Below are 21,260 nucleotides of genomic sequence, written 5' to 3' on the forward strand. Positions count from 1 at the left end.
GTCCGGGGGGAAGAAGGTCACCTGCGGGCGAGCCGGGCCCAGTCCTCGTCGAGCGTGCGCAGCACGGCTTCGAGGCTCTGGCCCGTGACGATGGCCTGGCAGTAGTTCTCGAAGGGGATCGTGCCGGGCAGGGCCTGGGAGATGCCCTGGTAGAAGGCGGCACGGTCGACGTAGGACTGCAGGTCCTGAAGGCGCGCGTCCGTCACGTCGGGGGCGTCCTCCCGGACCCCGAAGCCGAGGTTGGCCTGGTTGTAGGGGTCGGCGATCTCCGGCCGGATCAGGAACCGCAGCAGTTCCCGCGCCTCGTCCGGTCGCGAGGCGGCCTCGGGGATCCACAGCGCCAGGTCCAGGTGCACACGCACGCCGGCGTCGTCGGGGTCCTCGGTCATCGGCAGGGGGAAGATGCCGATCGGGAGCCCGGGGTCGATGCGGTCGATCTCCGTGAGCGCCCACGGTCCCTGGAGGTACATGGCCGCCTCGCCGCGTGCGAAGGCCACGTTCCCGTCGCCGTAGTTGCGGGCGGCGGCACCGGGCTGGGAGAACGAGGCGATCCGCAGCATCTTCTCCAAGGGCTCGCGCAAGGTGTCGGAGAAGGACACCGGGGCGTCGGGGCCGGCCTCGGGGCCCAGGTCCCTGAGCTCGTCCATGAACGCGGGGACGTCGATGCTCCCGCCGACGCTGTAGTCGATGAGGCCCTGCGAGACCGTCCACGCGTCGGCGTAGGTGGAGTAGACCGGGTCGACCCCGGCCTCCTGCAGGGTCTCGCACAGTTCGATGAAACCGCTGTAGGTCGTCGGGATCTCGAGGTCGTGCTCGGCGAAGATCTCCTCGTTGTAGAGCACGGCAGCGGCCATCATCGAGTAGGGGATCACGCTGGTGCGCCCCGGATAGGTGGGGAAGTGCTCGACCAGCTCCCGGACCTCGGGGGCGATGTTCGCCTCCGCCTCGAGATCGGAGAGGTCGGACAGCGCACCGCGTTCCTGGAACCGCAGCATCTCGAAGTTGTAGTTCAGGCAGCCCAGATCGGGCGGGTTGCCGCGCGCGAAACCGCTGGAGAGGTTCGCGGAGATGTCGTGCACGGCGTGGATGCTGCCCCGGTGTTCGTCGTTGAACTGCTCGAGGAGGTCGCCGAAGTAGGGGATCGCCTCCGGTTTGGACTGGTGCAGGGAGACCCGTGTGCCTCCACCGCCCGAGCCGCACCCGGCCAGGACCGACGCGAGCGCGCCGCCCGCCATGGTTCCGAGCGCGGCCCGCCTGGAGAAACGGGGGAGAGGGGAGGGGGCTCCCCGTCCTGCTGAGATCACGGCACTCCTTCCTGTGATCCAGGACACCATCGTTGATGCCGCGCCTAAATATAGACGTTTAATTTAGGGGCTGCAATAATCCCGGCGAACGGATCGCACCGACGGAGGGCAGGGCGAGATGCGAGGCGGCGCCGAGGGCGAGCAGGTGGGATCACCGCAGCTGATGCGGCGGCTGAACGCCCGACGGGTCCTGGACCACGTCTGGAGCGGTGAACCCGTCACCGCCAGCGAACTCATCCGCGAGACCGGACTGACGCGTGCCACTGTCCTGGACCTGTGCCGCGAACTCGCCGACCAGGGGTGGCTCGGGGTCCTGGAGAACTCCCGGCGGGCCGGCACCTACACCAAGGGGCGCCCCGCGCTCCGCTACGCCTTCCGGCGGGACGCCTGCCACGTCATCGGTGTGGACGCGGGCCAGCACCGCATCTCCGCCTCGGTGGCCGACCTCGGGGGCCGGGAGATCGGCCACGGCGAACGGGCCTTCGAACCCGGCCGGTTCGACCCCGACCGGCAGAGCGGGCAGGAGCGCCGGAAGGAGGTGCTCACCGCGATCGACTCCGCGCTCGACGACGCCGGCCTGATCCCCGGCGACGTGGGCGCCGTCGTGCTCGGGGTCCCTGCCCCGGTCGACGCCGAGGGGCGGTCCCCCGTCGGCCTCAACCGCTTCTGGGAGCAGAGCAACCCCGACCTGGTCACGCTCGGCGTCGAGCGCGGTTGGGCGTGTGTGGTGGAGAACGACGCCAACCTGGCCGCCCTCGCCGAACTGGACACGGGCGGGGCCGAGGCGGACTCCTCCTTCGCCGCCCTGCTGGCGGGGGAACGCTTCGGTGCCGGCCTCGTGCTCCGCGGCGAACTCCTGCGCCAGCCCCGCGGCGGAGCGGGCGAGCTGGGCATGCTCGAGCTGGTCAACGGCGTGGAGTCTCCGGAGGCCCTGGGGCACTGGGCGCGGCACCACGCAAGGGAGGCCCTCGCCTCGGGCGGGGGCGGTGCCCTGGCCGCGTACGGGCAGGACGAGGTGCAGGCCGAGCACGTCTTCGCCGCCGCCCGCGACGGCGACCCGCTGGCCGTGGAGATCGTCGACCGCCTCGCCGACCGGCTCGCCCGCATCTGCGTGGTACTCGTCGGACTGCTCGACCTCGACCGCATCGTGCTCTCCGGCGCCGTCGCGCCCGCGCTCTCGGGCCTGGTCGAGGCGGCGCGGGCCACGTTCGCCGAGTACCTCTACGCGCCCTGGCTCGACATCACGGTCTCCGAGCTCGGCGCGGACGCCGTGCGCACTGGGGCCGTGCGGTGCGCCGTGGAACAGGTGCACGCCCGTGCGCTGCAGGGAGACCACGTGTCCGCCCTGCTCCCCCGGGAGGCCTGACGGCCCAGGGCCGACCCGGCCGAGACCCTTCGCGGCCCCCAAGACCCCCGTGATCCCCTTCCCCCGAGAGGACCGACGTGGAAAGAGCATCAAGAGGACCCGTGCGCCGCGCGGCTGCAGGCAGCGGCGACGACAAGATCGGCTACGAGGACGACACGGCGCCGAGTTCGCCGACGAGGCCGACACGCGTGAGGACTACGACCACGGGACCGAGAACCCGGAGTGCCACACCGAGTGCGCCAAGATGCTCGAGTTCACCTCGAAGGACGCCCCCCAGCACCCGGATCTGCAGGGGGTGACGATCAACCAACCCCCGTACCACTCCTTCGTCGGCCAGGGGAACGAGGGCCTTCACGATGCGGGTGGAGGACTACAAGCAGGTCGGGGCCTCACGCTCGGTGACGAGGAGCAGGAGGGCAACGGCATCCGTCCGGAGGACTACTCCGTCGGCGGCTCGTGGACACGACCGGAACCGGCCCCGTCAGGAAACGGTCCCGGAAATTCGCGAACTCAGTCGGCGGTTTCACGGGCCGGTTCCTCGACACCCCGGCGTCCCCAGAACGTGGCCAGCACCGGGCCGGACAGGTTGGCCCACACCGCGGCGATCGCACCCGGCAGCGCGGCCGCGGGGCCGAAGTGGGCCGCCCCCAGCGTGGCCGCCAACCCGGAGTTCTGGATCCCCACCTCGAAGGAGATGGCGCGGCGCTGGGACTCGGGGACCCGCGTCATCCACGCGACCGCGTAGCCGAGCGCCAGGCCCACCAGGTTGTGCACGACGACGCCGACGATCACCAGGGGAGCGGCCTCCAGGAACGTGTCCCGGCTGCTCCCCACCACACCGGCGCAGATGATCACCACAGCGACCACCGAGACCGTCGGAACCACCGGCATCATGCGTTCGACGACCTTCGGCAGCAGCGCCTGGAGGAGAAGCCCGGTGAGCACCGGGAGCAGCACCACCTGCGCGATGGACAGCACCATCGCGCCGGTGTCCACGGGCAGGAGGTGGCCGCCGTAGAAGAGCACCAGGTAGGGGGTGATCACGATCGCGACCAGCGTCGACACCGAGGTCATGGCGACCGAGACCGCGACGTCGCCGCGGGCCAGGTAGGCCATGATGTTCGACGCCGTGCCGCTGGGCACGCACCCCAGCAGGATCAGCCCCAGTGCGAGCTCCGGCGGGAGGGCGAGCGCCTTGCCCAGGGCCCAGGCGAGCGACGGCATGATCAGGTACTGCGCGAACACGCCGATCAGCAGGGGGACCGGACGCCGTGCCACCACGGCGAAGTCCTTGAACCTCAGCGTCAGCCCCATGCCCAGCATCACCACCGCGAGGAGCGGGACAGTGTAGGGCTCCAAGGGTGCGAAGACGTGGGGAAAGGCCAGCGCGAGGGCGCTGAGGACGATGATCCACAGCGCGAACGTGCGGCTCGCGAAGTTGGCGACGGCGGTGAGCGCGGACACAGCGGTGTTCCTTCCGAGGGGCGGGGCCGGGCCGGGGGGAAGGGGGAGGCCGGGCGGTCCTGGTGAGGGTACGGCCCGGCCGTCCCCGGAGCTCTGACCGGGGTTGTCCTGACCGATCGGGGCGTCCCCCGTGCCCCAGCGGGTACTCCGGGGGTGAGTGCAACAGCACCCGCTCCGAGGAGGATCACATGTCGGCGGATCAGGAACACGCGTCGAAGGTCGTCGTCGGTATCGACGCATCCGCCCACTCCTGGGCGGCACTGGAGTGGGCCGCCGCGGAGGCCGTACGCCGCGGGGCCGTGTTGAGGATCGTGCACGCCCTGGGGATGCCGATGGTCGTGCCCACCGACCGCTCCACACCGCGGTTCCAGCCCACAGAGGAGATCAGCGGCCAGGCCACCGGTGTGCTCGCCGAGGCCCGGGACCGCGCGGTCGCACTGCAGCCGGGCCTGGAGACCGAGACCGTGGGGAGCATGGTGGACGCCCCGCAGGCGATGATCAACGCGAGCCGTCCCCACGACCTGCTCGTGCTGGGAACGCGTGGACTGGGCACGGTCTCCGCGCTGTTCGTGGGTTCTGTGAGCGTGCGTGTGGCCGCGCAGGCCCCCTGCCCGGTGGTGGTCGTGCCCCACGACGACCAGGGACACGTACCCACGACGTCCCTGGACCGCATCGTCGTCGGCGTCGACGGCTCCCGCAACGGCCGCCGAGCGCTCGGCCTGGCGGTGGAGATGGCCGCCGAGACCGGGGGAGAGCTGGTCGTGGTCAACAGCTGGGAGGTGCCTTACCCCTACGACCCGGTCGCGATGGCCGGCGGCGGGTTCCGGTCCATGGAGGACGAGTTCGAGAAGCGCTCCAAGGACCTGATCACCGAGATGCTCGACGAGGCGCTCGAGGGCCGCGACGACCTGCACATCGAGATCGACTCGGTGCACACGCAGTCCAACCCGGTCGACGGGGTGTTGCGCGCCGCGGAGGGCGCGGACGCGATCGTCGTCGGCTCCCGCGGGCGCGGCACGATCCGGGGGCTGTTCCTCGGTTCGGTGAGCCAGGGGATCCTGCACCGCGCGCGGATCCCCGTCGTGGTGCTGCCCAAGCACGGCGACGAGGACTGAGCCTCGACCCCGGCGCGGGGGCTCAGATGTCGAGCCGTGCTCTCAGTGTGAGCACCCCGCACCGGGTGCAGCACAGGGCGCTGATGAAACGGTGGTCGCGGTCGCCGCCGCGCTTGGGGAAACCGAGCATGCCGAACTCGATGCTGCCCGATATCCAGCGCACAGCGCCCTGGGCGACGTCGTCGATGAAGCCCTCCTCGAAACTGGTGGATCCACACGTGCACGTCGGAGTCGTCATCCGGTCAGCGTAGGCGCGCGGTGCACGAAATCGCATCTTCGCAGTTCAAGGGTGCCTTGCGCTCATATCTGGGTGGGATCGCAACTCTCCGCCGAATATCCGAACCGAGAGAATGGCCGGCATCTCCTCATATTCGGTGAGGGTGCGTATGTTTGATTATTCCTCGGGAATGCCTTGTGGCCTGTGATTTCGCTGCACTGGCGTCACGCCGTTCCAGAAAGGGGTTGCGAATCCATGAATTATCCACGTAACCTCTCCTTCTGCATGGTGCCCTGCACAGCTCAACAGCGAAATTCGCGGTCCCGGAGTGGTCCGAAGGCTCTGCTCTGTATTACATATTCAACGGAAACTTCGGATTGCCCGGATACCTCGACGGCATCGGGAGCCTGTTCGCGATCCCCGTGGTCACGGCCGCAGGTACTTGGCTCGTGATGCTCGTCGAGCTCCTGCTCGCGTTCTCGTTGCTCTTCGAGAAGCGCTTCCGGGTTCCGGTTCTTGCTGCCGGGGTGGCGTTCCACGTAGGGATCATACTGTTCATGGGGCTCTGGACGTTCGGGATCGCGATGTTTGCTTGCATCGTTGTTCTTTCCATGGACGTTCGGCGTGATCGGTTGGGTTCGGTCTTCGATCCGGCCCCGTCCGCAAAGATCTCCACGGATGAAGTGGGGAGGTCGTAGAAGGTGCCGGGGGTGCGACAACTCTTTCGCTCTTCAGTCCGGCCACCTGCGCGCACGTCCGATCGGCGCCATTGATACCTTGTTCTGACCGTGGAAGAGCAGCCGATGAAAGAGTGGCTCAGATGTACAAGATGCAGTACCTGTCCCTTCCGGCATCGCTGACCATGTGGGGCTCGGCGTTGCTGACCGCAATTCTGGCAGTGGTTTTCTGGGATCTGGCCGTGGGGTTCATTCTTCTGCCCGTCGCCTTCATTGTTGCGCTTCTGGCAGTTTCGATGTCTGCTTTCAGCGTCAAGGTGGACGACCAGGGGGTGGCGGTGCGCTCCATCGTGGGATTCCCGAAATACTGGTTCAGTAGATCCGACATAGTTCGCGCATCGTCCCAGGATGTGTCCCCCATGCGCGACTTCGGCGGTTGGGGGGTCAGGCTCGGCGGGCGTGCCCAAAAAGGGGTCATCCTGAAGAAGGGGCCCGCGCTCTTTCTCGACATGAGGGACGGCTCGTCGTTCGCCGTGACCCTCGAAGACGCCGACCGCGCTTCCGACATGCTCTCGTGAACTGCGGATGCTCTTACCGATGGGCGGGCGACAGCGACTGTTGGCAGGGCCGCTCTGCTGCGACCCGCCCCTCGGTGGGACATTCAGGGACACGTGAAGGACCGCTCAGCTCCCGGGTGGAACGTTGTAGCAGTTCCGGAAGACGTTGTCGGGGTCGTAGAGCGACTTCAGTCGTTGCAGCCGGGCGAAATCGTCGGCTCCGTAAAGATCCCGGACCCGGTTCACGGTGTACACCGTGACGTGGTTGGACGCGCTCGGGCTCTCCCGGACCAGGCCCGACGATCGCAGGGTGTCACTGATTCGCTCGACGATGCCGATCTCACGCGCATCATCGGCGGGGTCGGTCCACATCCCCAATACGACGAGCGTGACGCCGCGCGATCGTGGGATCACGCTCTCCGAGCCTACGATCTCCGCTGGTCGGGTGGGCCACAGCTCCATCATGGTGTTCGGCCCGAACGACGGGAGCAGGGAGAGCACCAGATCGACCTGCTCACCGCGCGCACCCTCGAAGGGCAGGTGGAAGCAGTCCCACAGGTGGCGGCTCCCACCCTCGTCCTCGACGTCGCCGTCCGGATCGAGCTGGTGCAGTAGCCCGGCGTAGGTCGTCGCCGCCGTGTCGTCGACGGGGTCGGTGCCCGCCCGCAACGCGCCGATCTCACGCGCTGCGACACCGGATGGACCCGTGTGCCCGGGGAAGACGGTGACGGTCGGCGATCCGTCGCCACCGCGGGCGTACATGGTCTGCGGGAAGGAGAAGGGGGAACCGTGCTCCATCAATTCCCACGAGTTACGAGTCGCCCGGGGTATGTCGGCCGTCGTGAAGGTCAGGGAGCCGCCGATCACCTGCTCCGGTAGCGGATGCAGACGGATCCTCATCGCGGTCACGACTCCGAAGTTGGGGCCCGCCCCGCGCAGAGCCCAGTAGAGATCCGGTCGCTGCGTTGCCGAGGCCTGCACGGTGTCGCCGGACGCCGTCACCACTTCGAACTCCAGCACGTTGTCGCTGGCGTACCCGTGCAGCGGGGTCAGATAGCCCTCGCCCGCACCGGTGGCCAACCCACCCATACCGACCGAGGGCGTCACCCCTGTCACGGGGACGAGCCCGTGCCGTGCGGCCTCGGACACCACATCTCCCGCGCGCGCCCCGCCGCCGATCCACGCGGTCCGTGTTCCGGGGTCGACCAGCACCCGGCGCATCCGGGTCAGGTCGACCACGAGGCCATCGTCATTGCTGGCCCAGCCGCCCAGGCCGTGCCCGCCGCCACGGACCGAGACCTCCAGCCCTTCGGCCCGAGCCCACCGAAGGGCCCGACGGACGTCCGCCGCATCCGCACACCGCACGATCATCGCCGGGTGTCCGGCCAGTCTGTCGTTGAAGATCCCCCGTGCGGCCTCATAGCCCTCATCGGAGGGGGTGAGGACGCTTCCTCGCAGGTCCGATGTGTCCGGCAGGCCCGGACGTTCGCCGGTCACTGTCCGTCACCGTTGACGAGCACGGTCTTGCCCGACACCGTGCGGGCCTCGATGGCGGCGTGTGCCCGGGCAGCCTCGGCCAGGGGGACGACTTGGCCGAGCACCGGGGTGATGCGGCCCTCGGCCAGCCACGCCAGGGCGGTGCGGCGCCAGCGCCGTTGGTCCTCGAGGCTGAAATCCTCGTCCAAGCCGAAGACCTCGACCCCACGGCGCCGCGCTTCCTCATCGATGTCGGCGAACTCGCCGCCCGCCGACCCGTAGGCGAAGAAGCGGGTGCCAGGACCCGTGAACCCCATCGCGGTCTCCCCGACGTCGCCGCCGCTGCCGTCGAACACGACCGACAACGTCTCACCCGCCAGGGCCTCACGGATCCGCTCGCCCCAGTCCGACCGGGTGTAGTCCACGGTGACGTGGGCGCCCAGGTGCGCCGCCGTCCGCAACTTGCTCTGGCTTCCGGCTGCCGCGATCACCCGAGCACCGGCCCGGACCGCCTCGGGGATCAGCCAGACCGCTATGCCACCGGCGGCCGCGGTGACCAGCACGACATCTCCAGCGCTCAGTCGGGCCCTCTCGGTGCGGCTGACCCCCATGACACCGTCCGACAGGGCTGTCACAGCGTGCACGAGCTTCACGTCATCCGGGACGGGGGCGACCTCGTCCACGCGAGCGACCGCTTTCTCTGCGTAGCCGCCCCCGCTGTACTCACCAGCCACCGACAGGCTCACGGCGACCCGCCGTCCCATCCAAGAGGTCTCGACCCCCTCGCCGACCTGAGACACGACGCCGGCGATCCCGACGCCGGGCACGTAGGGCGGATCCAACTCGAAATAGTCCTGTCCCCAGCCCTTGCGCAGCTGGACGTCGAGGAACAGCACCTCGCTCGCGGCGACCGTCACCAGCACTTCCCCCGCAGCGGGGACCGGATCGGGGGTTTCGGCCACCTTCAGTACCTCGGGTCCACCGAACTCTTCAGCACGCACGACTCTCATGGGTTCGAACCTCTCCAACGTCGGCGAGTGTCCCTTCGACCGTAGAACTTCAACCAAAGTTGAGGTCAACGGACGCGCGTGGGCTCTTCGTCGGCGCGAGTCAGGGGACCGCCATCGGCGTGCCGTGCCGACGCAGGCTCGGGCGCTCGACGACGTTGGGGAGCCGGGCCCCGACCAGCGCGGTCGGGGTCCAGCTGCGCGGAGGGCGCGGACGCGATCGTCGTCGGCTCCCGGGGACGCGGCACGATCCGGGGACTGTTCCTCGGTTCGGTGAGCCAGGGGATCCTGCACCGCGCCCGGATCCCCGTCGTGGTGCTGCCCAAGCACGGCGACGAGGTCTGAGCCGCCGGTCGGAGCCGTCATCGGGTCAGCGTGAGCGCGCGGTACACGACCGGCCATGGGCTTCGGATGTGTGACTCAAGTCACCTAACCTTCGCTGCAACTGGTCCGGCCGTAGGGGCAGTGGGCGGCCACAGGCAACAGTCACCTCTCCGCCGCCGAAGGGAAGCGCGCGGTGGAGGCCGTGAGCGAAGGAGGCGGAACATGAGCAAGGAAGAGAAGGGCCAGAGCAAGGTCGAGCAGGCCAAGGGCAAGCTCAAGGAGACGGCCGGCAAGGTGACCGGTAACGAGAGCCTGGAGGGCGAAGGCCGGGCCGAGCAGGCCAAGGGCAAGCTCCGTGAGGGGAAGGAGGACGTCAAGGACACCGTCCGTGGCGTCTCCGAGAACCTTCGGCCCGACGACGAGGACCGGGGTTGAGTGGACCTCGGTCTCCGGCGCCGGCCGCGCTCCCGGTGAACCGGGCGCGCGGCCGGCTGGGTGGCCCGCTCAGTGACGGCGCCGGCTCAGCGGCGAGCGCTCACCGGTGCTCATTCCTCCTCGCCCTCCCCGAGGAGCTGTGAACGCAGCTGGTCCAGCGTGCCCCGCAGAACACGGGAGACCTGCATCTGGGAGCAGCCCAGTTGCTCGGCGATCTGCGTCTGGGCCATCTCGGAGAAGAAGCTCAGCACGACCACCCGTTGCTGCCGCTCGGAGAGCTCGGCCAGGGATGCCCTCAACGCCTGTTTGTCGACCACGGAATCGAGTTCGTGGTCGATCGACCCCAGCCCGTTGCTGAGCGGCTCCTCCGCGCCTTCGCCGTCCATACTCCTGGGGGTGTCGATGGACGCCGCCGAATAGGACTCGGAGGCGTTGAGTAGTTCCCCCGTGGCCTGGCTGTCCAGGCCGAAATGGGCGCCGATCTCGGACTGGCGGGGCGCCCGTGCATGGATGCGGGTGAACTCCCCGACGAACCTGTTGAGTTCCGCGCGGCGGTCGCGGACGGAACGCGGGGCATGTACGGCCCACACGGAGTCCCGGAAGTGGCGTTTGATCTCCCCCGACACCGTCGGCAGCAGATACGACAGAAAACGCTTGTTGTACGAGGGGTCGAACCCCGAGATCGCCTTCATCAACCCGAGGTAGGCGACCTGGCACAGCTCCTCGTGGTCGACCCCGCGGTTCCGGAAGCGTGAGGCCTCCCGGGCCACGGTCGGCCGGTAGAGCCGGACGAGCCGGTCGCGCAGCCGCCACGAGGTCTCGTCCTGGATCGGCAGGTCCCTCAACTCGAGGAGGAGGTCCTCCGCCTCACCGTCCTCGCGGTGATCACCCCGGTCGGTTGCAGACACAGGGGCGGGCGTCGCTGTTTCGGACACAACAAGTCCTCTCCAACCTTCATCGCATACACGCAGTGAAGGTGGAACGCCGGAACGTGGCAATCAGGGGAATGCCGAACGTTCCGTCATCGAGGCCCTCTGTTGGACCTACTGGAGGAGCTGCCCTGGTCGAGTGTGGGCAAAACAGATACGAAGTGCACGAATTCGGGCGCAGTGCACATGAAGGGGCGGCCGAGTGGGGGTTGGTTTACCGCACCCGACCTGAGTTGCTTGCCAACCTAGGTTCGAATCAAGCGCCCTGTTCGCGCAGCTACCCGTGGGCGAACCCCGATATTCGCCCGTGTCGAAGAACGCCGGACCCCCGCCGCCCCGTGCAGCGCTCACCGTGGGAGCGGGGACTCGCCCGTCTCCGTCAGGCGGCGGGCAACCTCGGAGAGCTTGGTGTTGAGGCTGTTGGAGGCTTCACGGAGTTTGTCGAAGGCCTGCTCGGGTGTGAGCTTCTGGCGGGCCATGAGGATGCCCTTGGCCTGACCGATGACGTCGCGGCTCTCCAGGGCCCGCTCCAGGTTCGAGTTGCGCAGCTCGGCCTCGGTGACCCTCGTCGTCGAGGCGAGCGCCACCCCCGCGTGGGCGGCCATGAGCATCCCCAGGTCCCGGTCGCCGGGTTCGAAGGCATGCGGATCGTGCGCGTAGAAGTTCAGCGATCCCAAGCGCGGCAACGATGCGCTCGGGTCCGGGAACAATCCCAGGGACAGGACCGACCCGCCACCGATCCCGGCGGCGGCCCGCGCGAACCGCGGCCACTGCGTCTCCGGGCCCAGATCGGCGCTGGCGGCGTAGGCACTCCCCGTGGTGGACGCAGAGTCCAGGCAAGGACCCTCGCCCAACTCGTACTGGAGGTGGTCGAGCCGGCGGGCCAGATCTCCCCGGAAGGCGGCGGTGGTGAACTCGTCCCCGCGACGCAGGGTCACGCTGACGGCGTCGCCGCCTCCGATCACCTCCTCGGCCGCCAGGACCAGATGGTCGAGCACTTCACCGACGGAACCGGCGGTGAACAGGAGCGTCGACAGCTCGGCGAAGCGGACCGCCAGCGGGTAGTCGGACGTGTTGCCCGACGACATCTCCTGCACGGTCTCGGCGAGCTCGGAGAGCCGGCTCGCGCGGTCGGCCTCGCGCTCGCGGCGCAGAAGCTCGCGTTCGGCCCGGCGCGCCTCCCGGGCGCGGGCCTCGGACTCGTCGATCAGGCCGTTCGCGCCCAGCCACGCGTCCGCCTCGGCCTCACGCTCGTCGGCCGCTGCCTCGCGGGCGTCGGCACCGGCCTCACGCGTGTACAGGTCCTCCTCGCGGGCCGCGACCGAGAACTCACGCCGTTCATTGGCCCACATCCGCTGCTCTACGGGGTCCGAACCCTGTGGATCCGCCTCGTCCGACCGTCCACTACCGACCATCCCCGGTCCACCCCGCCTGTTCCCCGCTCTCGAACTGCGTTGTCCAGCGTAGCCGCCCGTTCGGGCCGCACCTCTCGCCCTTGATTGCCGATGCCCCCTCAAGGGCAGTGCGTCCCGTACAGAGCGAATCGCAGGACGGCGGCGGCCGCCATCGCAACCAGGGCAGGAGTGCCCGTGGAGCCATCCGACGCTCCGGCCGCGCCGATCGGTTCGAGAACGTCGCCACTGACGCGACCCCGCGGGCCAGGCCGTCCGGCCAGGGCGGCGCACCGACAGATCCGGTCGCTCGCGGGTGGACCTGCTCTCCCACGGTGCCGAACGCTCACGCCTCTTCGGGGATCCTGCGCGGTCCGTGCCGCCGGCCGCCTGCGAACACAGAAGTCGAAGCAGACCGAGGAAGGAACGGTCGACCATGACCATCGTTGACGCACCACCCCAGGACCGGTACCCGACACGTGTGGACACCGACGCGGGACGCGTGTGGATCACCCGCGAGGAGCCGACCGTCGGCCCCGGAGGACCGCCGGGGCCCGCCCGCGCTCACGAGCTCGACGCGCACGCCCGTGACGGGTTCCATGTCCAGCGCGGCCTGCTGACCCAGCAGGAGGTGTCCACGTGCCGGAGCGAGATCGAGGCGATGACCCGGGACCCGCACGTGCGCGCCGACGAGCGTACGGTCATCGAGCCGGACTCCGACGAGGTGCGTTCGGTCTTCGACGCGCACCTGCTCAGCGACCACGTCGCCCGGCTCCTCCGGCAGCCCCGCATCCTGGACCGGGCACGGCAGCTCCTCGGCACGGACGTCTATGTCCACCAGAGCCGGGTGAACTTCATGCCGGGGTTCCGGGGCGGGGGTTTCTACTGGCACTCGGACTTCGAGACCTGGCACGCCGAGGACGGCATGGCGGACATGCGCGCGGTCAGCCTGTCCATCGGGCTCACCGACAATTACCCCTTCAACGGGGGACTGATGCTCATGCCGGGTGCACACCGCACGTTCGTGCCCTGCCTGGGCCGCACCCCGGACGGCAACTACCGGTCCTCGCTCCGGTCCCAGAAGGTCGGTGTCCCGCAGGAGGAGGACATCGCCGAGCTGGCGTACCGGCACGGGATCGAGCAGTTCACGGGCCCCAGCGGTTCCGCCCTGTGGTTCGACTGCAACAGCATGCACGGGTCCGGCAACAACATCACACCGTTCCCGCGCTCGAACATCTTCGTCGTGTTCAACAGTGTGGAGAACACGTTGGTCGAGCCGTTCGCGGCCAAGGAGCGCCGGCCGGGGTTCGTCGCGTCGCGCGACTTCACGCCGTTGGAGCCCTGATCCTGCACTCGGGGGTCCCGCCCCGCTCCCGCTGGACCTGATGGCCGACAGGGGAACCGGTTCCCCTGCCGGAAGCTTGTCGATCAGTGGGTGAGGCGTGGGGAGAGAGCCTCTGCGTTGCCGTCGTTGATGGCTGTGCGCTGCTGGGCGTCGACGGGGTACGCGTCGAGCTGCTGTGTGAAGTAGGAGGACATCTTGGCGCGCGCGTATGGGAAGTCGCTGCCGAAGGTGATGCGGGTGGGGTCGGCGAAGGCGAGCAGGGTGGGGAGGTGTCGGGGTTGGCGCTCAGCGCGGTGTCGAAGTGGAAGCGCCGCAGCTCGGTGAGGATTGTTTCGTGGTCCATGACGGGCTGGACGCCGCTGACCTGCTGGTGGGTCTGCAGCGCGAGGGCGAAGCGGTGGGCGGTGCAGGGGAGGAAGCCGCCGCCGTGGGACAGGATGAAGCGGATCTCCCGGTGGCGTGGTGCCCGACAGGACGAGGTTGACCGCGGAGCGGGTGGTGTCGAGCAGGAAGTCCGGGCAGCTCGGCGGGATGGATGAAGACGGGGGCGCCGCGGCGGCCGAGTTCGGCCATGAGCGGTTCGAACGCCACCTGTCCGTTGCTCACGGGGCTGGCCGCGGTGCTCTTGGCCGCGGGGGTGTGGGCGCTGCGTCGGAATCTGCCCGTCTGAGGCAGACACGGGCGGGTCTCGCCCCCCTTCACTGACCCCTGGGGGGCGAGGCATCCGCCGCCGCATCCTCCAGCATGCGCACCGCGCCGAGCACGCCCTCCTCCTCCCGTGCCCGGGCACCGATCCGTTCCGCCGTGGCGATCATCTCCGTGTTGGAGACCGCGCGGCTGATTGCGGCGGCGAGGGAGCCCTCGGTCAGGTCCTGGCCTCGCAGCGGAGGCGTGGCCGCCCCGATGGCGTGGGCGCGCCGGGCCCAGAAAGGCTGGTCACCCCAGAAGGGGCAGATCACCTGGGGGCGGCCGCTGGTCAGTGCCACCCCGGTGGTGCCCGCGCCGCCGTGATGCACCACAGCGGCACAGCGCGGGAAGAGGTGTTCGTGCGGGACCTGGTCGATGACCAGGACGGTCTCGTGTGCGTCTTCCGGGGCGATGCCGCCCCAACCCGTCGCGATCACCGCGCGTACACCGGCTCGCCGCACGGCACGCGTGAGCAGCCGCCACGTTGCGGTCGGGTCCTTGGTGGGGGCGCTGCTGAACCCGATGAACACCGGGGCCTCGCCCATACGGAGGAAGCCCGCCAGTGCCGGTGACGGCTCCCAGGCCTCGTCAGGCGGCGTGAACCAGAACCCCGTCGTGCGCACGCCCGGCGGGTAGTCGACCCCGTCGGGCAGGAGGTGTCGGCTGAACGCCTGGAGCAGGGGCACGCGGCGGCCGTCGGGCAGATCCGGTGGGCCGTGCCGACCTGGGCGGACCAGGCCGAGCCTCTCGCGGCGCAGGCGCATCGCGGCACGGCGCTGGCCGCGCAGGGCCAGGGCGGTCAACCGGTAGCTGAGCCTGTTGAACGCGCTGGGCATCCAACCCGGCCACGGCGCGCCCGGGACAGGGAAGGCGCGGGTGGGGATCCAGGAAGGCTGCAAGGCGACGGGCACGGCCCGGGTCCCGAGATACTCGGCGATGTGCTCGCCCGGTAGACCTGCGGTGTGGACCACGATGTCGGCGCCGCCCTCGGCCGCCTCCGCCATGTCCTCGTACACCCGGCCCGTCGTGTCCTTGATGCGCCGGAGCAACCGGACCGTCTGGGCCGCGCCGCGCATCCCCCGGAGCCCGGTGTCCATGACGCCCGCCAACTCCGGATCTCCCATCAGCCCGGTGACCCCGTCATGGGTGGGGTGATAATCGACGCCGTGCAAGGCGGCCAGCGAAGCACAGTGCGCGGGACCGGCGACCAGCGCCGTGTGGCCGGAGGCCTCCAGCGCCAGGGCCAAAGCCAGGAAGGGCTGGACGTCCCCGCGTGTGCCCTGGGTGAGCAGGAGCGCCCTCATGAACGGAGCCCGCTTGTGGCGGTCAGTCCCGAGACGACGAGGTCGATCACGAGGTCGAGGGTCTGCTGGTAGTGCCCGGGAGCGGCGAGGTGTTCGGTGTTCATGGGCAGCAACAGCACGCTCTGGAGAGCTCCCACGATCGCGGCCGGGTCCGCTCCGACCAGTTCCCCCTCGGACCGGCGGGCGGTGACGAAGTCGTTCAACGCGGTGAGCAGGTTGCCCTGGCCCGTCGGCAGGGCATCGACCGAGACTTTCCGGGCGACCGCGGCCATCTCCTCCGGGTGGGTGGCCAGGCGCCGGTAGAGGGGTTCGGTGGACAGCTCGGTGACGCTGGCGTAAAGGAAACGGCGCAGCGCCTCGCGGGTGTCGGGGGTGCTCAGCAGGGCGTCGTCGATCACACGCTTGCGCACCTCGCCCGACCGGCGTTCCATGAGTGTGAGGTACAGGGCCTCCTTGGAGTCGAAGAAGGCGTAGAAGGAGCTCTTGGCGATGCCGGCCGGGGCGACCAGTTCCGCCAGGGAGGTCTTGCGCAGACCCTGGGTGGTGAACAGTCTCAGGCCCGTCTCCAGGAGGATGCCGGTGACGCGTTCCCTCTCCTTCTGGGTGAACGTGGGTGGCACGAGCACCCTCCTTTGTTCGTCGGCGTGATCTCGTGTGGTCCGGGCGGTCAGCGCAGGCGCACGTGAAGGGTGTCCAGTGCCCGTGACGGGCCGGGTTTCCACGTGGGCGGCGCCTCCGGGTGGGCCAGGGCGAGGTCCGGGAAGCGGCGCAGCAGTTCGGTGAAGACGATCTGCAGCTCGGCGCGGGCAAGCGCCGCGCCGAGGCAGTAGTGCATCCCGTGACCGAAGGCGAGATGGTCGGCACGTCCGCGATCGAGTCGCAGCTCGAACGGTTGCGGGTAGTTGCGCGGGTCCCGGTTGCCCGCGAAGTACAGCGGCATCACCGGTTCGTCGGCCGGGATGGTGACCCCGCCCAACTCCACCGGCTCCAGGGTGTAGCGGAAGACCCCCACGTCCGCTGCCCCGTTGAACCGCAGGAACTCCTCGACCGCGTCGGCCACGGCCTCCGGGTCGGTGGTCAGTCGCTCCCGCTGATCGGGGTGGTTCAGCAGCATCAGCACACCCCCGGAGATCATCGCGACGGTGGTCTCGTGTCCGGCGAGCAGCATGCTCAGGGACAGCGAGACGATCTCGGGTTCGATGAGCTCGTCATGTGCGACGAGCGCGGACAGCAGGTCCTCGCCCGGTTCCGCGCGCTTGACCTCGACCAGTTCCCGGATGTAGGCGACCAGGCCTCGGGAACTGGCGCCCATGATCTCCGGATCCAGGGAACTCATGCCGCGCGCCCACCGGCGCCAGCGGTCCTGATCCTCCAACGGCACGCCGAGGAGCTCGCAGATCACCCGGATCGGCAGTGGGTAGGCCAGCTCCGTGACGAGGTCGGCCTCGCGCGGCAGCGCGTCGAGTAGTTCGCCGGTGATCTGCTGGATCCGAGGCTTGAGCCGCTCCACACGGCGGAAGGTGAACCCCTTGGAGACCAACCGGCGCAGCCGGGTGTGGTCCGGTGGGTCCTGGGCACCCAGCGCCGCCGCGAAGTAGGGCCGCACCTCCTCGGGGAGCCCTGTGACATCCGAGAAGTCCAACTTGGTCTGTTTGCTCGGATCGTTGCTGAACCGGGGGTCGCTCAGCACCGTCACGATCTCCTCGTACCCGGTGACCAGGGTGATCGCGGTCCCGTCGAAGTACGTGGCGGTCTTGACCGGGGGTCCCGCACACAGGCGCTCGAGCGCTGTGTCGCGCTCCGGTGAGGTGAGTGCGGAGATGAGATCGACGTCCATGCGACGCCTCCATGACCCTGAAAACAGAATGGATATTTGTTCACAGAGAATCAGTCCGGGGAGCAGGAGTCAAGGGCGCGGACGGCGCAGGCGGAGAACGGTCTCCTGCGCGGGGCTCCAGCGCCCTGCCGCACAACGTGAGATAGAGACTCTCCTGCGCCGGGGTGAGTGCCGGCCATTCATTCCCCATGGCGCCTCCTGTCGGTTGCGTTGTCCATGCCGGGGGTGTGGAACGGCCATGGGGCCTGCCCGCGTCGGCTCCACGGACCTTCGTTCCGTCGGCGTCGGTGGCGAGCCTGGTCGTCATCACTCACTACTCACTCCCTGAGTAGGTGAGAGCACCCGAGGGGCAGAGCTCGACGGCTTCGGCCGTCCGGTCGCGCTGGTCGGGTGACGGCTCGGGGTCGAGCAGCAGGACCCGGCCGTCATTCGGCGAAAGCTTCGGGGTCGCGGTTGGCCGCCGCGATGGATACGGTCACCGTCTCACCCGCACGGACCAGTTGGCCGCCCAGTTCCAAGTCCTCCAGCGCGGTGCGCAGGGTGAAGGGGACGATGCTCAGGTAACGCAACAGCTCCTCGACGACGCGGGCGCTCTGACCGGGCTCCTCACTCAGGTCGGCGAGCTGGTCGGGGTGGCGCAGCAGAAGGAAGACTCCCAGGCCGATCATGTTGGCCGTGGTGTCCAGCCCGGCGCCGAGGAGGAGGAAGGCGATGTTGACCAGCTCGTCATCCTCCAGGCCACCGTTGGAGACGTGACCGTATCCGCCGGCCCAGGGCCAGGGCGGCGGCCGCGGCGGTCACCAGCCCGCCGAGCAGGATCACCGGGGAAGGCGCGGTGTCACCTGGATACCCGGGCAGGGCCAGGAGTGACCACGCGGGCGGCAGCGCGAGCAGCGGAGACCACCAGGGCGTAGGCAGCACCCAGGCCAGCACTGGGGCCAGGGCGGAAACGGCCGCCACCGCTTTGATCACGACCAGGGCCTCGACCTTGTTGCTCGCGAACGCCGCAGTGGCCAGCACCACCAAGGGTGCGAACAGTGCGGCGAGCACCACGGCCGTGACCAGGCCCGGGGACATCGTCGGAGCCAGTCCGGACAGGGGCACGGCGATCGTCAGTCCGACCAGGGCGATGAGGCAAGCCGTCCCGGTACGGAACACGAAGTAGGCGGTGAGTGACAAGGGTGAGACGCGCAGTACGAGCAAGATCCGGTCGTCGATGTCCTCTGCCACGCGCAGAGCCACCACGGCTCCGACCATTACCGGGATGTGCAGCAGGACCAGTGCGCCGAAGACCGCAGGGGTGTGCGGAGCGGGGTCGAATCCGTGGGTGGATCGTAGGTACTCGACGAGGGGCGGCCAGGCCCACCGCAACAGCAGGGCCAACGGCAAGGGCGCCAGCGCCACGGTCACCAGCAGTGGGTCACGGCCCACACCGACGAGTTCGTAGCGGGCCAAGCCCATGAGGGGATGGCCCCAACGCCTGGTACGGGCGAGGTGGCGAGCGCCGGCCCGGTCAGGTCGAAGGTTGGCGCCCTGATGCGGTCCGGAGGCGGTGTCCAGCGGATGGGACTTCGTGGGCGCGCGGCGGCCGCGCCCGTGTTGAACCGCCGCGACTTCGGGGTCGGAGCGCCGGCCAGCCCACCAGCAGACGGCCACCGCACACCCCACCGCGTACAACAGCGCGATGCCTCCACCGAGCCCCTCCGGCGTCCCCACCTGACCGGTCAGACCACGATTGATCATCTCGGCGCCTGAGGTGGTGGGCACGGCCCACAACCACGGGGCCTGGACCACACCGGCCAGATGCATCACGGGAAGAGCAATGAGCGGAGCGATGGCCGGGGCCGTGGCGAGCAGGGCTCCTTGCACTGTACGGGTGCGCGCGCCCACCCCGAGGCACACGGCGACCAAGAGCACCGAAGTCAGCGCGACCCCGGCCGTGGCATACCCCAGCGCACCCCAGAGCCGGCCGTCCGGCGCGGCCACCACGATCATGGGCACCGCCATGGCCACGACCGGCAGGCTCAGGACGCCCACACGTACGAGAGCGCCCTCTCGGGGGCTGACGGGGGTGACGGCCCGGGCGGCGGCGGTGCCCTCGACCCGCTCGAACATGAGCAGACCGACGGCGAACAGCGCGCCGAACCCGGCCGTGTCCAGGAACAGGAGAAAGGGAACCACAGCTTGCGTGCCCGATACGGGCAGGGCCAGCAGCAACCCGGTCCAGAGCACGGCCAGAACGGCGGCGATCGCCACGATGCCGTAGCGCCAGGCCAGCTTCGCCTCCAGCGCGAACGTGCCGGCGAGCCGGTTCACAGCCGGACCTCGGTGATCGCGGCGAAGACGTCGTCGAGTGTGGCCTCACGTGTGTGCAGGGTCGTGACCGCGCCCGAGGTCACCAGCTCCGACAGCTCACCGCCGGCGCCCAGGTCCTCAAGGCCGAAGGTACGTCGGAAGGGGCGGCCACCGATCGTGTACTCGGCCACGACACCGGGCCGACCGTATCTGCGGCGGAAACCGTCCGGGGTGTCGATGGCGGCGATCCGCCCGCCGACGACGAAGGCGAGACGGTCACACAGGTCTTGGGCGGTGCGCATGTCGTGGGTGGTGAGGAACACGGTGGCGCCCCGGTCCGCTTCGGCCCGGATGACCTCGCGCAGGCGTGCCGCGCGTACGGGGTCCTGGCCCGAGGTGGGCTCGTCCAGGAACAGCAGTCGGGGGCGGTTGAGCAGGGCCCGTGCCAGGCTCAGGCGCATCCGCATGCCCTTGGAGAAGGTGTTCAGCCGCTGGTGGGCGGCCGCTTCCAGGTCGACGCGGTCCAGCAGCTCAGCGGGATCGGCCACTGGGCCGCGATAGAGCGAGGCGAACACCTCCAGGTTCTCGCTCGCGGTCAGGCGGGTGAACTCGGCGGGCAGCTCGAACCCCACGCCGATGTGCTCGTAGTAGTCCCTGCCCCACGCCGGAAGCGGTCGGCCGAGTACTCGCACATGGCCGTCGTAACTGCGCAGGAGCCGGGTCAGCACGCGTTGGACCGTCGACTTGCCCGCCCCGGAAGGGCCCAGGAACCCGAAGACCTCTCCCTGTGCCACGGTGAAGTCCATCTGCCGCACCGCGTCCCCGCTCGCACCGCGGTAACGCACGCGCAGATCCGCCACGGAGATGACGTCGTCAGTGGTGGTGCTCTCAGCCATCCCGCGCTCCAGGCGTTTCGAGGGCGTCGAAGGCCTGCTCCATGAGCCCGGGCAGGTACCCCGTGCCGCCCTCCTCGACCCAGGCGGTGATGGCTGTGGTGAGCGCCGCGACACAGGCCGACGCGACGACACGTGAGGCCAGCGGTGGCGCCTCGGCCTCCGCCGGGTCGCTGAGCCCTCTCTCGAAGGCCGTCTGTGACCCGCTCAGACTCTCCGCCATGCGGGAACGCAGGGGCGGGGTGGTCAGCAGCAGCCGGGAGCGAATCAGTAGGACCTCCCTCTCCTGTTCGTAGACGGTCGGCATCGCGCTCATGACCGCGTCGCGCACACGCCGCAGGGGAGGCTTGCCCGAGGGCTGGGCACGAACCAGTTCTTCGAGCATCGGGTCGTAGTCGTCGTGCAGGACCACGTCCTCCTTGGAGGGGAAGTACCGGAAGAACGTCATGTGCGAGACGCCTGCCTCCGCAGCGATCCGCGCGACGGTCGTCTCCTCGTACCCGTGCTCGGCGAAGAGCCGGAACGCCGCCTCCCGCAGCGCGTTCCGGGTGCGTTCCTTCTTCCGCTCATGCCAGTGCGCCATGTCTCCGGAATCGATTGATGTTAGTTCATAACAAGTTATCTTCTAACATTATCT

20 protein-coding genes and 1 pseudogene are annotated in these 21,260 nt (G+C 69.3%); 7 read left to right on the forward strand and 14 right to left on the reverse strand.

All coding sequences use genetic code 11. The features are described from left to right. Nucleotides 1–17 precede the first annotated feature (17 nt). The gene (locus IDM40_RS18445; RefSeq protein WP_328807057.1) at nucleotides 18–1,304 is read right to left on the reverse strand and encodes an ABC transporter substrate-binding protein; all 1,287 of its coding nucleotides are present in this window, start codon (nucleotides 1,302–1,304) and stop codon (nucleotides 18–20) included. Between the two features lie 118 nt (nucleotides 1,305–1,422). Here IDM40_RS18445 and IDM40_RS18450 point away from each other — a divergent pair, with 118 nt between their 5' ends. Further along, the gene (locus tag IDM40_RS18450) at nucleotides 1,423–2,670 is read left to right on the forward strand and encodes an ROK family transcriptional regulator (protein WP_193123273.1); all 1,248 of its coding nucleotides are present in this window, start codon (nucleotides 1,423–1,425) and stop codon (nucleotides 2,668–2,670) included. Between the two features lie 510 nt (nucleotides 2,671–3,180). Here IDM40_RS18450 and IDM40_RS18455 read toward each other — a convergent pair. Then, complete coding sequence (locus IDM40_RS18455; protein WP_193123274.1) at nucleotides 3,181–4,134, reverse strand: bile acid:sodium symporter family protein; 954 nt, start codon at nucleotides 4,132–4,134, stop codon at nucleotides 3,181–3,183. Between the two features lie 188 nt (nucleotides 4,135–4,322). On the opposite strand from IDM40_RS18455, the gene IDM40_RS18460 reads away from it, so the two are divergent. Then, a complete protein-coding gene (locus IDM40_RS18460; RefSeq protein WP_193123275.1) occupies nucleotides 4,323–5,249 on the forward strand; it encodes a universal stress protein in 927 nt (308 codons plus the stop codon). 22 nt (nucleotides 5,250–5,271) lie between these two features. On the opposite strand, the gene IDM40_RS18465 is transcribed toward IDM40_RS18460, so the two are convergent. Beyond that, on the reverse strand, nucleotides 5,272–5,487 hold the full coding sequence (locus IDM40_RS18465) for a hypothetical protein (RefSeq protein WP_193123276.1): 216 nt from the start codon (nucleotides 5,485–5,487) through the stop codon (nucleotides 5,272–5,274). A 356-nt stretch (nucleotides 5,488–5,843) separates the two neighbouring features. Here IDM40_RS18465 and IDM40_RS18470 point away from each other — a divergent pair, with 356 nt between their 5' ends. Both IDM40_RS18470 and IDM40_RS18475 read left to right on the forward strand, forming a co-directional pair. After that, entirely contained in the window at nucleotides 5,844–6,164 is a 321-nt protein-coding gene (locus IDM40_RS18470) for a hypothetical protein (RefSeq protein WP_193123277.1), read from the forward strand. 122 nt (nucleotides 6,165–6,286) lie between these two features. After that, nucleotides 6,287–6,721: a hypothetical protein gene (locus tag IDM40_RS18475; protein ID WP_193123278.1), complete on the forward strand. Its 435-nt coding sequence runs from the start codon at nucleotides 6,287–6,289 to the stop codon at nucleotides 6,719–6,721. A gap of 105 nt (nucleotides 6,722–6,826) precedes the next feature. On the opposite strand, the gene IDM40_RS18480 is transcribed toward IDM40_RS18475, so the two are convergent. Continuing rightward, nucleotides 6,827–8,071, reverse strand: a complete 1,245-nt coding sequence (locus tag IDM40_RS18480) for an FAD-binding oxidoreductase (RefSeq protein ID WP_235997731.1) — start codon at nucleotides 8,069–8,071, stop codon at nucleotides 6,827–6,829. A 122-nt stretch (nucleotides 8,072–8,193) separates the two neighbouring features. Further along, nucleotides 8,194–9,186: a zinc-binding dehydrogenase gene (locus tag IDM40_RS18485; RefSeq protein ID WP_193123280.1), complete on the reverse strand. Its 993-nt coding sequence runs from the start codon at nucleotides 9,184–9,186 to the stop codon at nucleotides 8,194–8,196. Nucleotides 9,187–9,384: 198 nt separating this feature from the next. Between IDM40_RS18485 and IDM40_RS18490 the strand changes: the two are divergent. Both IDM40_RS18490 and IDM40_RS18495 read left to right on the forward strand, forming a co-directional pair. Beyond that, nucleotides 9,385–9,528 (forward strand): annotated as a pseudogene (locus IDM40_RS18490) (universal stress protein); the annotation flags it as partial. Between the two features lie 201 nt (nucleotides 9,529–9,729). Beyond that, complete coding sequence (locus IDM40_RS18495; RefSeq protein WP_193123281.1) at nucleotides 9,730–9,942, forward strand: CsbD family protein; 213 nt, start codon at nucleotides 9,730–9,732, stop codon at nucleotides 9,940–9,942. A 110-nt stretch (nucleotides 9,943–10,052) separates the two neighbouring features. Here the strand turns inward: IDM40_RS18495 and IDM40_RS18500 are convergent, their stop codons facing one another. Both IDM40_RS18500 and IDM40_RS18505 read right to left on the reverse strand, forming a co-directional pair. Next, the gene (locus IDM40_RS18500; RefSeq protein WP_193123282.1) at nucleotides 10,053–10,850 is read right to left on the reverse strand and encodes a SigB/SigF/SigG family RNA polymerase sigma factor; all 798 of its coding nucleotides are present in this window, start codon (nucleotides 10,848–10,850) and stop codon (nucleotides 10,053–10,055) included. Between the two features lie 368 nt (nucleotides 10,851–11,218). Then, on the reverse strand, nucleotides 11,219–12,223 hold the full coding sequence (locus IDM40_RS18505; RefSeq protein WP_193123283.1) for a GAF and ANTAR domain-containing protein: 1,005 nt from the start codon (nucleotides 12,221–12,223) through the stop codon (nucleotides 11,219–11,221). A gap of 475 nt (nucleotides 12,224–12,698) precedes the next feature. Here IDM40_RS18505 and thpD point away from each other — a divergent pair, with 475 nt between their 5' ends. Beyond that, nucleotides 12,699–13,607: an ectoine hydroxylase gene (gene thpD / locus IDM40_RS18510; protein WP_193123284.1), complete on the forward strand. Its 909-nt coding sequence runs from the start codon at nucleotides 12,699–12,701 to the stop codon at nucleotides 13,605–13,607. 698 nt (nucleotides 13,608–14,305) lie between these two features. Here the strand turns inward: thpD and IDM40_RS18515 are convergent. The 7 genes from IDM40_RS18515 to IDM40_RS18550 form a co-directional block, all read right to left on the reverse strand. Beyond that, nucleotides 14,306–15,598: a nucleotide disphospho-sugar-binding domain-containing protein gene (locus IDM40_RS18515; protein ID WP_193123285.1), complete on the reverse strand. Its 1,293-nt coding sequence runs from the start codon at nucleotides 15,596–15,598 to the stop codon at nucleotides 14,306–14,308. Further along, nucleotides 15,595–16,218, reverse strand: coding sequence for a TetR/AcrR family transcriptional regulator (locus IDM40_RS18520; protein ID WP_193123286.1), 624 nt, complete (start codon nucleotides 16,216–16,218; stop codon nucleotides 15,595–15,597). The genes IDM40_RS18515 and IDM40_RS18520 overlap by 4 nt, the downstream gene beginning before the upstream one ends. Before the next feature lie 47 nt (nucleotides 16,219–16,265). Then, nucleotides 16,266–17,435 carry a cytochrome P450 family protein gene (locus IDM40_RS18525; protein ID WP_193123287.1) on the reverse strand — a complete coding sequence of 390 codons (1,170 nt, stop codon included), beginning with the start codon at nucleotides 17,433–17,435 and terminating at the stop codon, nucleotides 16,266–16,268. A 425-nt stretch (nucleotides 17,436–17,860) separates the two neighbouring features. Beyond that, entirely contained in the window at nucleotides 17,861–18,172 is a 312-nt protein-coding gene (locus IDM40_RS18535; protein ID WP_193123315.1) for a cytochrome P450, read from the reverse strand. Next, on the reverse strand, nucleotides 18,162–19,751 hold the full coding sequence (locus IDM40_RS18540; protein WP_193123288.1) for a fluoroquinolone export ABC transporter permease subunit: 1,590 nt from the start codon (nucleotides 19,749–19,751) through the stop codon (nucleotides 18,162–18,164). Before IDM40_RS18540 ends, IDM40_RS18535 begins: the two co-directional genes overlap by 11 nt. After that, nucleotides 19,748–20,626, reverse strand: coding sequence for an ABC transporter ATP-binding protein (locus tag IDM40_RS18545; protein WP_193123289.1), 879 nt, complete (start codon nucleotides 20,624–20,626; stop codon nucleotides 19,748–19,750). The genes IDM40_RS18540 and IDM40_RS18545 overlap by 4 nt, the downstream gene beginning before the upstream one ends. Continuing rightward, nucleotides 20,619–21,206 (reverse strand): TetR family transcriptional regulator, encoded by a 588-nt coding sequence (locus IDM40_RS18550; RefSeq protein ID WP_193123290.1) that lies wholly within the window; start codon nucleotides 21,204–21,206, stop codon nucleotides 20,619–20,621. The genes IDM40_RS18545 and IDM40_RS18550 overlap by 8 nt, the downstream gene beginning before the upstream one ends. Nucleotides 21,207–21,260 lie beyond the last annotated feature (54 nt).

Origin of the sequence: Nocardiopsis coralli (assembly GCF_014892575.1) — a bacterium.
GTDB lineage: Bacteria > Actinomycetota > Actinomycetes > Streptosporangiales > Streptosporangiaceae > Nocardiopsis > Nocardiopsis coralli.

Excerpts from the sequence above, each read along its gene's own strand:
- IDM40_RS18450 (WP_193123273.1), top strand. The coding sequence starts at position 1,423 with ATGCGAGGCGGCGCCGAGGGCGAGCAGGTGGGATCACCGCAGCTGATG.
- IDM40_RS18460 (WP_193123275.1), top strand. The coding sequence starts at position 4,323 with ATGTCGGCGGATCAGGAACACGCGTCGAAGGTCGTCGTCGGTATCGAC.
- IDM40_RS18465 (WP_193123276.1), bottom strand. The coding sequence starts at position 5,487 with ATGACGACTCCGACGTGCACGTGTGGATCCACCAGTTTCGAGGAGGGC.
- IDM40_RS18475 (WP_193123278.1), top strand. The coding sequence starts at position 6,287 with ATGTACAAGATGCAGTACCTGTCCCTTCCGGCATCGCTGACCATGTGG.
- IDM40_RS18480 (WP_235997731.1), bottom strand. The coding sequence starts at position 8,071 with ATGATCGTGCGGTGTGCGGATGCGGCGGACGTCCGTCGGGCCCTTCGG.
- IDM40_RS18485 (WP_193123280.1), bottom strand. The coding sequence starts at position 9,186 with ATGAGAGTCGTGCGTGCTGAAGAGTTCGGTGGACCCGAGGTACTGAAG.
- IDM40_RS18495 (WP_193123281.1), top strand. The coding sequence starts at position 9,730 with ATGAGCAAGGAAGAGAAGGGCCAGAGCAAGGTCGAGCAGGCCAAGGGC.
- IDM40_RS18505 (WP_193123283.1), bottom strand. The coding sequence starts at position 12,223 with ATGTGGGCCAATGAACGGCGTGAGTTCTCGGTCGCGGCCCGCGAGGAG.
- thpD (WP_193123284.1), top strand. The coding sequence starts at position 12,699 with ATGACCATCGTTGACGCACCACCCCAGGACCGGTACCCGACACGTGTG.
- IDM40_RS18515 (WP_193123285.1), bottom strand. The coding sequence starts at position 15,598 with ATGAGGGCGCTCCTGCTCACCCAGGGCACACGCGGGGACGTCCAGCCC.
- IDM40_RS18525 (WP_193123287.1), bottom strand. The coding sequence starts at position 17,435 with ATGGACGTCGATCTCATCTCCGCACTCACCTCACCGGAGCGCGACACA.
- IDM40_RS18545 (WP_193123289.1), bottom strand. The coding sequence starts at position 20,626 with ATGGCTGAGAGCACCACCACTGACGACGTCATCTCCGTGGCGGATCTG.
- IDM40_RS18550 (WP_193123290.1), bottom strand. The coding sequence starts at position 21,206 with ATGGCGCACTGGCATGAGCGGAAGAAGGAACGCACCCGGAACGCGCTG.